Genomic DNA, 13,002 nt, shown 5'->3' on the forward strand with positions numbered 1-13,002 from the left:
CTGGCTGGTATTATGGGCTTATAGCCCTTGGTCAAACCACCCGTTAGACGGGTGGTTATGATTAAGAAGAAAAATAGGTTTAACAAAACAAGGTTATTTAGTCCTATTTTATTCACTTTAAGAACCCCTTTTTATTTTTAAATATAAATATTAGATTAGAAAGAAAAAACATAATTGTTTTCTGTAAATAAGCCATGAGTAGATAAGGTGTTATAATATAAACATTTTGAACGTTTAAAACAGCTTAAAAAGGCTATTAAATTTTTTAAAAAATACCCAAAAAAGTCTTGACAAATTTTCGGGGGGGGGATAATTAGTGGGGTATTAATATGAAAAAAGGAGTCTATGATGAATTCTAAGAAAATCATTTCTTCAGTTTCTTTGACGACAGCTATCCTTGCAACAGGTATTCTTAGTCAAGAAGCACACGCTGATGACCTAACACCTAACACAAACGCGACAGCGCCAGCTACCACTGAAACAGTCGCACCAACGGCGTCTAAGCAGGCTGAAAGCAAACCTGTTACTCAAGCGGATGTCACATCTGCTGAAACAACTTACAATCAAGCAACCGCTGAAGTCGCTACAGCTCAAGCTGACGTTAACGCTAAAACACAAGCTCAAACGTCTGCACAAACGGCTGTCAATACCGCTACACCTGCTGTAACAGACGCTAAACGCGACGCTGCTGAAGCGACACCTGAAGGTATCGCTAAGGCTGAGAAAGCCATCACAACTGCTGAATCAGACGTTACCGCAAAAGAAAACGCTGTAGAATCAGCTAAAACTGAACAAACTAAAGCGGATAAAGACGTTGAAGCTAAAGCTAACCAAGTAACCGCTGACCAAAAAGACGTTGACACTAAAGTCTCTGACGTCAAGGTTAAAGAACAAGGTGTTGCCGACGCCAAGGCTGTTCTCGACGGTACAGGCGCAAGCAAAATCATCGCTAATCAAGAAAAAGCCAAAGCCGATCAAGCCACAGCGCAATCGGATAAAGACCACGCTGAAAAGGCACTCGCTGAGGCTAAAACGGCTGATGCTAAACGCGAAAGCGACATCAAAACAACTACAGCTGACCTTTCAACCAAAGAAGCTGAACAAGCAAAAGCCAATCAAGCGCTCACACAAGCGCAAAAAGCTGCAAGCGAAACAGCTGACGCCGAACGTCTTGCTCACACAGCTAAACTCTCAGCCGACGCTAAAGCCGGAAGCATTAACACCGTCAATGTCCCAGCTGAGTATATCCGCGCCTTAAAAGCTTCCTTAAGCGCTCAAGTTGACTCTGAAGCTTATGACCAAGCGATTAAAGACCTTAAGGCTATCAACCAAGCAGCTCTTGAGCTTAACGCCTTTAAGTCAAACCCTGAAGATTCCAAGGTCGTCTTCTCCGATATCAACAACCTACCAGAAGACGTCCGCACGAACCTGTCACTCTTTACATCTGATCTTGTCAATCAAATCCGCACAGCCTTTGGGACACCTAAGACAGACGTTACCAAAACATCCGTTGCTATGTCTGATGCCATTACAGACGCTTATGTGAAGGCCAACTGGAACGACATCAATGCGGGTCACTATAGCGATGGGATCCACGGAGTGCAAATAGGTTCCGTCTCAGGGCGTTCGGTTGCTGAGAACATGAACTCACGTTATATGCCGTCAGCGACAATGACACTCGATACCCTCAAAAGTCAAATTTACGACGGCATCATGCGCTTCATGTTTAACGGTTATGAATGGGCCCACGCGATGTCAATTGCAGGGCTCAACCTTGACGCCGGCGAAAAAGACCACTTAGGTGCTGACTTCTCATTTTACGAATCAAACGTTGACAAGAACTGGCCTTACCTCCTTCGTTTCCATGTAAATACGTCAACAAAAGCCAATGCCGATGACGCTGCTCTTGCTAACCCATATGACAGCACTGCCATTTTGGCAGCTCAAGCCAGCGCAACAGCCGCTTACAACAAAGCTAAAGCTGCTAACGACGCTGCACAATTGGTTCAAAACCAAGCCACTGAAGATTACGCTGTCGCAACAACAAACGTTGCTAAAGCTAAAGCGCTTCTTGCAAATCTTGAAGCAACACCGCTTCGTACAGCAAACGCGCAAGCAGACCTTGACGCTAAGGCACAAGCCCTTAAAACAGCTAACGAGACTCTCAAAGCGGCAAACGAAGCTGTTGCTAACTTGAACGCTGATATCAAAACTAAAACACAAGCGCTTGAAAATGCTAAAGCTGAACTTACTAAGGCCAAACAAGCCCTTAAAACAGCTGAAAGCAAACATGACCAAGACCAAGCAGTTCTTGAAAACGCTAAAGCCAATGCTAAGGCCAAAGCGACTGCCGTCAAAACAGCCGAAACAGAACTTGCAAGTGCGCAAGCAACCCTCAAAACAGCTAAAGACCATTTGGCTAACTTGAAAGACTCACCAGCGCGTCTTGCTAAAGCACAAGCTCAACTCGCAACGGCTGAAAAAGCACTTGAAACAGCTAAAGCTGAGCTCAAAGCAGCTCTTAAGACTCTTGAAACTAAGAAAGCTAAAGCTACCGAAGCTAAAGCTGACTTCGACAAAGTATCTGAAGCTTACGCTAAGGTCCTTGAAGCTGAACGTCAAAAAGCTGTCGCTGAAAGCTACGCTAAAATCGTCGCCGATGGTCACACACCAGTCCCTGTCGTGGACGCTAACGGTACTGTCGTCGGCTACCAAGCGCTCGAAACACAAAACCAAACGGTTAAAGCACAAGCATCTATCAACCAAACACACTTTACCAACCAAGCTAAAGCAACAGCTAAAGGTGCAGCGCAATCAGGTAAAACCTTGCCTAAAACAGGTGAAGTCTCAAGTGCTCTCCACATCCTTGGAAGCTTCCTCGTTGGTTTGGGTCTTGCCGCAACCGACCGTCGTAAACGCCGTGGATAAAGCTGACTTTCCATCATATTTATTGAATAGGGGTAATGTAAAATGAAAAAGATGGGCTCTTTTCTACGTTTAACTTAGCTATAAAGTGGTGCTAAGGCTTTATCTTCAAACTAAAACCCCAGTATTGCTACTGAGGTTTTCTTTATTCGATAATTAAGAGTCCATCTTTGATGGCGAATGGATTGTCTTTATTGATGCGGTCGTAGAACATGATACCATTAGTATGGTCGATTTCATGTTGAACAACGATTGAGTTGTAACCACGGAGTTTAACACGTTGCTTTTCACCCTCTTTGTTGAAATATTCAACCGTTACACGAGCATGACGAACCACGTAACCAGGAACGTCGCGGTCGACTGAGAGGCATCCTTCTCCATCACCCAAGGCAGCATCCTGAACAGAATGGGCAACTACTTTAGGGTTGTACATGATTTCTTGAAGGCTATATGCTTCTTTTGGTGGATTACCTTCAGCATCTTCAGGGTTTGGAACGAGAACCGCGATAATGCGTTTTGAAATATCCAATTGTGGGGCTGCAAGACCGACTCCTCCACGAAGCCCCATTTTTTCGGCAATAACAGGATCTTGTGAGTTACGAAGAAACTGCATCATTTTTTCACCTAGGATAATGTCTTCGTCTGATAGTGGGAAGGTTACATCTTCAGCGACAGCACGCAAGGTTGGGTTTCCTTCGCGAATGATATCATTCATATCAATCATATGGCTGGCGCGGATAATTTTGGTTTGAGCGTCCATTTGTTTACCTCTATTTTCTTTGATTTACTTGTTTATAACTATAGCACAAAAGGGTTGAAAATTAAACCATCAAGGGTCAAAGTGAGGCTTTTTCTAATCGATAAAAGCCAGTTTTTCCAAGGTTTGTTTCTCTAAAATACGATAGGTTTTAAAAGCCTCTTTTTCGATAGTCCCCTGATCGATAAATTGTTTGATGACTCGCTGTACATGACGATAGCTAGTCCCAAAACGGGAAGCTAAAATGGAAGGCGATAATTGAAAGATATTCTCTTCTTCACTATTCAAAATGTGGGTGGCCAGACGTTCTTTGACAGAGTAGCTCGCATTCGTTGAAGCAGTGATACCTTGCTTATGCAGTGCCATAGCCAGGTTACGTCCAATTTGGTAGAGAAAAACAGGGTCTTTGAGGAGTGCTTCTTTATTATTTAATGGGAGCTGGACTGCTTGAACTTCTTCTAAAGCAATGACTGAAGAACCCGCTAATTGATTGGTCATGAGTTCAACATCTCCCAGTAGCTGTGGTTGTTGAGGCATTTCTAGGATGTGTTCTTTACCATTGGATAGGGAGCGAACAATTTTTACCCTACCTGATAAAATGTAGGTTAGCTCAGTGATAGCTTGTCCCTGAGTGCAAATGTAATCGCCTTTTTGAAAGGTGACTTTCTGTAATTGGCTGAGATAGGAGGCTGAGAAGACTTGTTCAAGTTGAGGGTGAATAGTGTGGTTACGCATACATCTCCTTTTTAGGACTTAGGTCCTATTTTTTTAGCTCTTCTTAGATTATAATGAAAAAATAACTATCGGACAAGTAAAGAAAGGATGCTCTTATCCCTATATTATGATTATGACAAAGATTTTAGAAAAAATGAGCCTACTCGGGCTATCTTTGCTTTTGATTTCGGCCTTCTCGATTTCAACCGCTCTACCACCTATGTTGGACTACTATAGTCCAACCTATTCTGCGGCTCAGGTGGAGCTTTTAGTATCTGTTCCTTCATTTTCCGTAGTAGCGATGCTCTTGCTTAATTCATTTATTGACAAATGGCTAAGTGATAGACAGCTAATTGTGACTGGATTGCTTTTACTTAGTAGTGCTGGGATTTTTCCTTTTTTTGTACAAGCCTATCCTCTTGTCTTACTGTCACGTATTGCTTTTGGGATGGGGATTGGCCTTATCAATGCTAAGGCGATTGCCATCATCAGCCAACGTTATCAAGGTAAAGAGCGGGTTCAGATGTTAGGTATTCGTGGCTCCATGGAGTTGATTGGTGGAGCTTCTTGTTCCCTTTTGGTTGGACAATTACTGAAAATTCATTGGACACTTGCTTTTCTTATCTACGTTTTTGGTTTTATCATCCTAGCTATGTACCTTCTCTTTGTACCACCGATGGAGCAGGTAGAGAAGGAAGAGGTACAAAAAAGTAAACAAGGTTTGAATAAAAAAGATTTTGCTATGATTTTAGGCATGGCCCTCTTGGCAGGTTTTGTGATTTGCATTAATTCATCGATTAGTTTGCGCGTGCCTCTTTTTCAAGTTGATGGTAAGACCATTGTAAGTGGTCAATCAGCTCTGGTCCTTAGTTTGGAGCAGGGCATTGGGATTGTAGCTGGACTTAGCTTTGCTTCATTACTAGCTCACATTAAGAACCGTCTCTTGCCGATGGCCCTGTTTTGCCTATCTATCTGTCTATTTGGAATAGCTCTGGCTAACAACTTGCTGATATTGATTTTGTCTTCTGTTGGTGTTGGTTTCTTTTACAGTATTATTTTGACCATTATCTTTCATCGTCTTTCTGAATGTATTGCTAGAAATTTGCTGAATAAGGCGACTGCTTATGTCCTCTTAGGATGCAACCTAGGCTCAGCCGTATCCCCTTATGTTTTGAAATTGCTGGCACTTGTCTCTTCAAGCTTTAGTTGGATTTTCCTAGCTTATGCTATAGTCAGTTTTTTACTTTTCTTAGGATTTCTTCTGAATTCAAGAGTGGTTAAAAAAGCCTAAGTTAGAAAGTCTCAAACAGTGAATCTTACGATTGACAAAGATTAGTAGATAAGCTAAAATAAAGAAGTCGGAAAGACAAACCAACTCTTTCTTGGTTTTAGGAGAGCCAATCCTAAGACTCGGATAGAGCAAAAAAAGGAGAAAAATATGGCAATCTCAAAAGAGAAAAAAAATGAACTCATTGCACAATACGCACGTCACGAAGGTGACACTGGTTCAGTAGAGGTTCAAGTTGCTGTCCTTACTTGGGAAATCAACCACCTTAATGACCACATCAAACAACACAAAAAAGACCACGCTACTTACCGTGGTTTGATGAAAAAAATCGGTCACCGTCGTAACTTGTTGGCATACCTTCGCCGCACAGACGTTAACCGTTACCGTGAGTTGATCAGCTCACTTGGACTTCGTCGTTAATTCAAGATACAATTGCTTAGGCCTTATATCTTGAATACACGAAATTGAAACTGCTCTATGATGGAGCAGTTTTTATTTTTGACTAGGATTTTGGCTCGAGTTCAAAATAGATCGCTGGATTCAGAGAGCTATTATTTTGTCTTTTATTCCGAGTATATAAGACGTCTTCGTTTAATTTTTTGTATTCATCTAAAAAGTGCTCTAATAAAACCTCCAGATTTAAGTTCTGTAGGTTTTTCTATGTTAAAATTTTTTTGATTAATGTTTGAAACTGAGGGAGTTGATGAATTGCAGTCCCGACAAGGAGACCTAACATATTTAAGACGATATCTCCTAAATCAAATATTCCCAGATGTCCGAAGTATTGGATGGATTCAACGGAGAAAAGGGCGATGAGACAGAGTAGGAGATTACTCATTCGGGAAGAAAAGAGGAGCCCTAGGGGGATGAACATTAATAGGTTCATGATGGGAACAAAGTGGCTGCCCAAGTATAGTTCCTGAGCGAAGGAAAGAGGATTAAGGGATAGCCCTTGGATGCCGATGTTTTTCAAGAAAAGTAGGTAGAAGAGGGAAAGAAAGTAAATGAAGTAAAGTAGGAGAAGTGTTTGTTTTTTTATTTTCCTAGTGAGAAGGAGTTTTAAAAAAGCGTAGACGAAGTACCCCAGTAAAATAATAATGACTAGGTTTAGGAAAACTTGGAAGTAGGGACCGTAATGGGCGATATAATGAACATATTGTTCCAGATGTCCTCTGTAAAACCAGTAAGACAAGCCAAGTGAGATGATTCTTAGTAGGATGTTACTCAATACTTTTTCCACTTTTCCCTTCCTTTTGCATATGATGAGTACACATTATATCAAAAAAATGTTTAAAGAAAGTTAAGAAACTGTAACGAAGATTTTATAGAATAGGCGGATAGGGCAAAATCAAAGGCTAAAAAGGGACTTTGAAACAGCAATTCTACTTTTGACTAATAATTTTTGTAAGCAGGCTATGAAACCTTATAAAATAATTAAATTTAAAAAATTAGAAGATAGCATCCTGTCTTAATACTGTTAAAATATTATGATATGGTAGTGATTTTTAATAAAAAAGGAGTTCGTCTTATGAATAAAAAGGTTTTGGCGACAGCTGGAATTGCAGCACTTGCAGTTTCTGCTTCAGTTGCTAAAGCTGATGAGGTAACGACAAATGGTCAAGTTTCAATAACAGCATCAGTATCATCGACAGCTACACAAGCTATCCCAACTCAATCACAAGTAGAAACGGCTAGGGAACAAGCAAATGCTGCAAGTCAAGCGGTATCGCATCAAGAGTCAGTAGTCGCTAATCACGAAGAGACTATCAATCAGGCTAAAGCAAACTTAGCGACTGCAGATGCTAACTTGCAAAAGGCACAAAAAGCAGCCTATGAAGCAAGTCTAGAAGACATTGCTGTAGCTCAAGGTCAAGTAACCAGAGCTGAAAATGCAGCTGAGAAAAAAGCCCAAGAAGAATTGGCAGTCGCTCAGGCAGCTTATAAGGAAAAAGCTACTGCTATTTCATCTAAAGAAGAGCAATTGACTGCAGATCAAAATGCTGCTAACCAAGCTAAAGCAGCCTATGAAACTGCTCAAACAGTAGCGAATGAAAAGGCAGTCGCTCTTGCTGCTGTTGAAGCAGCTAAGAAAAAAGCAGAAGCTTCAACAACTAATATTCGCCAAAAATTCACAGTATCATCAGAGTACATCAGTGCTCTTAAGATTTATGAGTCAAGAACATCAACTGCAGAAGAAAAATATCAAGCTGAACAAACCTTGAAGGATGTTAACAAACGTGATCGTGAAAACAATAAATACCAAGATAATGAAGCGGATAAAAACATTACAATCAGCGACTTGAACAAGCTTAGTGAAGCTCAAATTACAGATTTGTCATTGTATACTTCAAGCTTGATTAACCAAATCCGTTCAGCTTTTGGTACAACTGAAACGTCTGTATCAAAAGGTAGTGTTATTGCCACAGACCGTGTTACAGATGGCTATGTGGCAGATAACTGGGGTTGGGAATCTATCAGTAACCGTAGACACGATAGTGCTGCTCTTGCCTGTGCTGGTAAGTCATTTAATACTGTAAATATTGGTGAAAACCTTAATACTTGGCAAGGTTTGACAGGACCATTTACTCTTAACGAGATTAAGGAGTATATCTATGAAGCTATGCTTGACTTCATGTTTAATGGTCAGGAGTGGAACCACGCCCGTTCTATTGCTGGACTTGCATCTGATGGTGGCGAAACATACATTGGTACTGATCTCAGTGTAGTTGCTGGTGCCTTTAATGTCCACGTAAACAATATCAATGAAAATTCTATCTCTTTTGATAGTAGTTTTGACACAACTAAGATTGCTAACCCTTATGTAGGTAGCCAATCTCAACCATCTTTAAATGCAAATCTAGCAGCTGCAAAAGTAGCTTATGAAACTGCTAAGCAAGCTAACGATCAAGCTCAAAGTGACTTGGCTAACAAGAAAGTTGCTTCTGAATCAGCAACTCTGAAACTTAAAAATACTCAGTCAGAACTTACAGCTCTTAAAGCGACTGCAAGTAAGTTGGCAGCTGCTCAGACTAACCTTTCTGAAAAACAAGCAGCCTTGAAACAAGCTAACCAAGCTTTGGCTTTTGCTAAGAATCGTGTAGCCGCCCTTACAAATGCTTCAGCTAACCTAGCTAAGGCTAAAGCAGAACGTGCAATGGCCTTTGCTAAACTTACAGCAGCTAAAGGTGCTCTTTCAACTGAACGTGCGAAACTTGTTGAATTGTCAGCTAAGCGTGATAAATTAACGAGCGAATACACGACTGTTCAAACTGCCTTTGATAACTATATGAAAGCTAAGGCAGACAAAGAACGTCAAACACAATTGTCTAAAGAGTTTGCTAAAATCACATCTAAAGGTCTTACACCAGTGTCAATTTATGATGTAGATGGTAAAGTTGTTGCTCTCACAACACAAGAACAAGCAGCTCAAACTGTAGCGCAAGTTCCTGTAAATTATGGTCAAACAAAAGCTGAGAAACAAGCTCCTGTACAAGAAGCAGATAGCTTGCCAGAAACAGGTGAGTCAACTGCAGCAGGATTCAGTCTTGTAGGTCTCTTCATGATGGCTTTCCTTGGTTTCGTTGACAGACGTACACGTCGTAACTAAGCAAATAGAGACAAAAAAACGGCAGTTGCCGTTTTTTATAACAGAGAATCTAAAAAAGTTAAGGTCGAAACCTTAACTTTTTCGTTTTTAACCCAAGAAACGTTTGAGGAATTCCTTGGTACGTTCTTCTTTAGGATTTTCAAAGATTTGTTCTGGGCTACCTTGTTCAGCGATTACCCCTTTATCCATGAAGATGACACGGTCAGAAACATCACGTGCGAACTCCATTTCATGGGTAACAATAATCATGGTCAAACCAGTTTCAGATAGCTCCTGCATAGTCTTGAGTACTTCCCCTACCATTTCTGGGTCAAGGGCTGAAGTTGGCTCGTCAAAGAGGATGGCTTCTGGATCAACAGAGAGGGCACGAGCAATGGCAACACGTTGTTTTTGTCCCCCTGAAAGTTGTTTTGGTTTAGCTTTCCAGTATTGTTCCCCCATACCAACTTTCTCCAAGTTAGCTTTGGCGATGCTTTCAGCTTTTTTACGGTCACGTTTGAGAACAGTTGTTTGAGCTACGATAGCATTTTCCAAAACATTAAGGTTTTCAAAGAGGTTGAAGGATTGGAAAACCATACCGAGTCTTTCACGATAGGTAGTGAGGTCGTAACCTTTTTCAAGGACGTTGTCCCCATGATAGAGGATTTCACCACCTGAAGGTGACTCGAGTAGGTTAATAGAGCGAAGGAAGGTTGATTTTCCTGAACCTGAAGAACCAATAATTGAGATAACCTCACCCTTTTTGACGCTGAGGGAGATATCTTTGAGGACTTCATTTTTTCCGTATGATTTTTTGAGGTTTTTAATTTCTAAAATCGTCTCAGTCATTAGTGAATCCCTCCTTGTGTGTAAGTATCTTGATCCAAACGGCGTTCTACATAACGCAAGATGCGTGTCACTGTGAAGGTAAGAACAAAGTAGATTGCTGCGATAACAAAGAATGTTTGGAAGTATTGATAAGTTTGGCTTGCAACAGTGTTACCTGCGAAGTAAAGTTCCACAACAGAGATAACGTTCAAAACAGAGGTATCCTTGATATTGATAACGAACTCATTACCAGTAGCTGGCAAGATGTTACGGATAACCTGTGGAAGAACAATCTTACGCATGGTTTGACCGTGGGTAAATCCAAGAGCAGTAGCAGCTTCAAATTGTCCTTTATCTACAGCGAAGATACCACCACGAACGATTTCACTCATGTAGGCTCCAGTGTTGATAGAAACGATGAAGACAGCTGCTAGGGTACGGTCAATATTGATACCAAAGGCCTGGGCAGTACCGTAGTAGATAACCATAGATTGTACAATCATTGGCGTACCACGGAAAACTTCGATATAGACATTAAGCACCCAACCGAAGAGTTTTTGGAGCAAGGCTACAAATTTATTAGCAGCCTTAGGAGCTGTGCGGTAAACACCAATCATAAGACCGATGAAAGTACCCACAACTGTACCGATAATTGAGATAAGAAGGGTAATTCCTGTACCACGTAGGAATTGTGGCCAGTTCTTAGCGATGATAGTGCTCATCTGACTAAAGAAGTTTCCTTTTTTAGCCTCATCAGTCTTATCTGCAGGTTGGATGTCAATGATGTGATCCATCAGTTTGACACGTTCCTCTTGGCTGATTCCAGCAAGGACCTTATTGACTTGTTCCATTTGCTGACTGTCTCCTTTGCGAAGACCGACGGCCAAGGAGACGTCATCGTCTGAAACCTGGAAACCACCATCTTTAAGCGTAATCATCTTATATTTTGAGCTGGCTTCTTCGGCAGTTTTTGCTTCAGGACGCTCTGAAACATAACCATCGATGATACCAGATGCAAGGGCTTGGCGCATAGCACCGAAGTCTCCCATAGCGGTTTGTTTGCTAACACCTGGGATTTGGTCAATCAAATTATAGAGATAAACCCCTTGTTGAGCTGTGATTTTAGCATCCTTGAAGTCTTTGAGAGTCTTAGCGTTGGCATAATCACCATCTGAGCTGACAACCATGACAGGTTCGCTTCGGTAGTAGCTATCTGAAAAGTCAATTTCTTGACGACGTTCAGCTGTTGGGCTCATACCTGCGATAATCATATTGATCTTGCCGGAAGTGAGGGCAGGAATCAAACCTGTCCAAGCTGTTTTAACCACCAAGGGTTTCTTACCTTGGGCTTCAGCGATTTTTTTAGCGATTTGCACGTCGTAACCGTTGGCATACTGTTTAGTACCTTCGATTGGAACAGCTCCGTTTGAGTCATCGTCCTGCGTCCAGTTGAAAGGTGCATAGGCAGCCTCCATACCGACACGGAGATACTCGTCTGCTTGAGCGCTTGACACCCCACCAAAAACGAGGAGGAGCGCTGCAAAGCAGGCTACAATAATTTTTTTCATTGAAACAATGTCTCCTATAAAAATGTCATTCCTTACTATTTTACAGGAAATTGAGACTGATGACAATAAGTTGATGCTAGAAAAAAACTGTATATCAGTATTGTCTTCAAATACAAGTTGTAATTTGATATAATGGGAAGGACAATTTGGAGCCCTGATCATTTTTGGTGTGATGGGGCTAGCATTTAAAAACGGAGATAATTATGCAAACGGCACAGTATATTATTGAATTACTAAAGGCAGTCTTTCTTGGGATTGTCGAAGGGATCACTGAGTGGTTACCCATTTCATCAACAGGTCATTTGATCTTGGTTAATGAATTCTTGAACTTAAGACAAAGTAAAGATTTCATTGATATGTTTAATATCGTTATCCAACTTGGTGCTATTCTAGCAGTTATGGTCATTTACTTTAAACGTTTGAATCCCTTCCAACCTGGTAAAACAGCACGTGAAGTGCAGTTGACTTGGCAACTTTGGCTTAAGGTGGTCATTGCCTGTATTCCTTCAGCCTTCTTTGGTCTTCTTTTAGATGATTGGATGGAGGCCCACCTCAGTAATTTCTTTGTAGTAGCTATCATGTTGGTGGTCTACGGGATTGCCTTTATTTGGATTGAGGACCGCAATCGACGTGTAGAGCCTAAGGTAACGGATTTGGCACGTATGTCTTACAAGACAGCTTTCTATATTGGTCTTTTCCAAGTCTTGAGTATCATTCCAGGGACTAGTCGTTCAGGTGCTACTATTCTTGGGGGAATCATCGTTGGTACTAGTCGTAGCGTAGCAGCTGACTTTACATTCTTCCTCGGTATTCCAACCATGTTTGGTTATAGTGGGCTTAAGGCAGTTAAGTATTTTATTGATGGGAACACCTTGACTGGTGGCCAAGCGGCCATTCTATTGGTAGCTAGTGTGACCGCCTTTCTTGTCAGCCTATTTGTGATTCGCTTCTTGATGAACTATATTAAGAAACACGATTTCACTGTTTTTGGAAAATACCGTATCGTACTCGGTATCATTGTGCTTTTCTATGGAGCTGTCAAACTTATTTTTGGATAAATCATTGAAGAGTCTGGGACAAAAGTCCTAGCCTCTCAATCGTCTTTGGATTGTAGAGCCCTACTCAACTGTGCGGAGGTGCGACGACGAAATCGAATTCTAACGAATTACCGATTTCTGTCCCACTCTCTATCCCAGCCCCTTCACTGCATCAGCTTCTTAATGACTATATTGTAGCCAGAAATAATACTGGCTTGATGCACAGCCCAGTCTGGTTTTTTCGATTTCTTCTTTGGAAATCTTCTGCGCCATTGGTGTCTTTTGTTTATGGTTGAAGA

General features: G+C 41.3%; 10 protein-coding genes. 5 read left to right on the forward strand and 5 right to left on the reverse strand.

The window, feature by feature from the left end; all coding sequences use genetic code 11:
• Nucleotides 1-348 precede the first annotated feature (348 nt).
• On the forward strand, nucleotides 349-2,928 hold the full coding sequence (locus tag ADF62_RS02060; protein WP_048787959.1) for an SEC10/PgrA surface exclusion domain-containing protein: 2,580 nt from the start codon (nucleotides 349-351) through the stop codon (nucleotides 2,926-2,928).
• Nucleotides 2,929-3,070: 142 nt separating this feature from the next.
• On the opposite strand, the gene def is transcribed toward ADF62_RS02060, so the two are convergent.
• Together def and ADF62_RS02070 are read right to left on the reverse strand one after the other, a co-directional pair.
• Nucleotides 3,071-3,685 (reverse strand): peptide deformylase, encoded by a 615-nt coding sequence (gene def, locus ADF62_RS02065; RefSeq protein WP_002883663.1) that lies wholly within the window; start codon nucleotides 3,683-3,685, stop codon nucleotides 3,071-3,073.
• A gap of 93 nt (nucleotides 3,686-3,778) precedes the next feature.
• Nucleotides 3,779-4,417, reverse strand: a complete 639-nt coding sequence (locus ADF62_RS02070; protein WP_048787960.1) for a cyclic nucleotide-binding domain-containing protein — start codon at nucleotides 4,415-4,417, stop codon at nucleotides 3,779-3,781.
• Nucleotides 4,418-4,523: 106 nt separating this feature from the next.
• Between ADF62_RS02070 and ADF62_RS02075 the strand changes: the two genes are divergently transcribed.
• A complete protein-coding gene (locus ADF62_RS02075; RefSeq protein ID WP_048787961.1) occupies nucleotides 4,524-5,687 on the forward strand; it encodes an MFS transporter in 1,164 nt (387 codons plus the stop codon).
• 147 nt (nucleotides 5,688-5,834) lie between these two features.
• The gene (gene rpsO / locus ADF62_RS02080) at nucleotides 5,835-6,104 is read left to right on the forward strand and encodes a 30S ribosomal protein S15 (RefSeq protein ID WP_003098158.1); all 270 of its coding nucleotides are present in this window, start codon (nucleotides 5,835-5,837) and stop codon (nucleotides 6,102-6,104) included.
• A 238-nt stretch (nucleotides 6,105-6,342) separates the two neighbouring features.
• On the opposite strand, the gene ADF62_RS02085 is transcribed toward rpsO, so the two are convergent.
• Entirely contained in the window at nucleotides 6,343-6,924 is a 582-nt protein-coding gene (locus ADF62_RS02085; protein ID WP_048787962.1) for a VanZ family protein, read from the reverse strand.
• 288 nt (nucleotides 6,925-7,212) lie between these two features.
• On the opposite strand from ADF62_RS02085, the gene ADF62_RS02090 reads away from it, so the two are divergent.
• The gene (locus ADF62_RS02090; protein ID WP_048787963.1) at nucleotides 7,213-9,291 is read left to right on the forward strand and encodes an SEC10/PgrA surface exclusion domain-containing protein; all 2,079 of its coding nucleotides are present in this window, start codon (nucleotides 7,213-7,215) and stop codon (nucleotides 9,289-9,291) included.
• An 87-nt stretch (nucleotides 9,292-9,378) separates the two neighbouring features.
• Here ADF62_RS02090 and ADF62_RS02095 read toward each other — a convergent pair whose 3' ends face one another.
• Nucleotides 9,379-10,119 (reverse strand): amino acid ABC transporter ATP-binding protein, encoded by a 741-nt coding sequence (locus ADF62_RS02095; protein ID WP_003098153.1) that lies wholly within the window; start codon nucleotides 10,117-10,119, stop codon nucleotides 9,379-9,381.
• Nucleotides 10,119-11,666: an ABC transporter substrate-binding protein/permease gene (locus tag ADF62_RS02100; RefSeq protein ID WP_048787964.1), complete on the reverse strand. Its 1,548-nt coding sequence runs from the start codon at nucleotides 11,664-11,666 to the stop codon at nucleotides 10,119-10,121. Before ADF62_RS02100 ends, ADF62_RS02095 begins: the two co-directional genes overlap by 1 nt.
• Nucleotides 11,667-11,869: 203 nt before the next feature.
• On the opposite strand from ADF62_RS02100, the gene ADF62_RS02105 reads away from it, so the two are divergent.
• Complete coding sequence (locus ADF62_RS02105) at nucleotides 11,870-12,724, forward strand: undecaprenyl-diphosphate phosphatase (protein WP_002949256.1); 855 nt, start codon at nucleotides 11,870-11,872, stop codon at nucleotides 12,722-12,724.
• Nucleotides 12,725-13,002 lie beyond the last annotated feature (278 nt).

This window comes from Streptococcus sp. 1004_SSPC, assembly GCF_001069025.1.
Lineage (GTDB): Bacteria > Bacillota > Bacilli > Lactobacillales > Streptococcaceae > Streptococcus > Streptococcus vestibularis.

Bases quoted from the DNA above. Each gene is read 5' to 3' on its own strand.
- def (WP_002883663.1), bottom strand. From the start codon at position 3,685: ATGGACGCTCAAACCAAAATTATCCGCGCCAGCCATATGATTGATATG.
- ADF62_RS02105 (WP_002949256.1), top strand. From the start codon at position 11,870: ATGCAAACGGCACAGTATATTATTGAATTACTAAAGGCAGTCTTTCTT.
- ADF62_RS02090 (WP_048787963.1), top strand. From the start codon at position 7,213: ATGAATAAAAAGGTTTTGGCGACAGCTGGAATTGCAGCACTTGCAGTT.
- ADF62_RS02075 (WP_048787961.1), top strand. From the start codon at position 4,524: ATGATTATGACAAAGATTTTAGAAAAAATGAGCCTACTCGGGCTATCT.
- ADF62_RS02095 (WP_003098153.1), bottom strand. From the start codon at position 10,119: ATGACTGAGACGATTTTAGAAATTAAAAACCTCAAAAAATCATACGGA.
- ADF62_RS02070 (WP_048787960.1), bottom strand. From the start codon at position 4,417: ATGCGTAACCACACTATTCACCCTCAACTTGAACAAGTCTTCTCAGCC.
- ADF62_RS02060 (WP_048787959.1), top strand. From the start codon at position 349: ATGAATTCTAAGAAAATCATTTCTTCAGTTTCTTTGACGACAGCTATC.
- rpsO (WP_003098158.1), top strand. From the start codon at position 5,835: ATGGCAATCTCAAAAGAGAAAAAAAATGAACTCATTGCACAATACGCA.
- ADF62_RS02100 (WP_048787964.1), bottom strand. From the start codon at position 11,666: ATGAAAAAAATTATTGTAGCCTGCTTTGCAGCGCTCCTCCTCGTTTTT.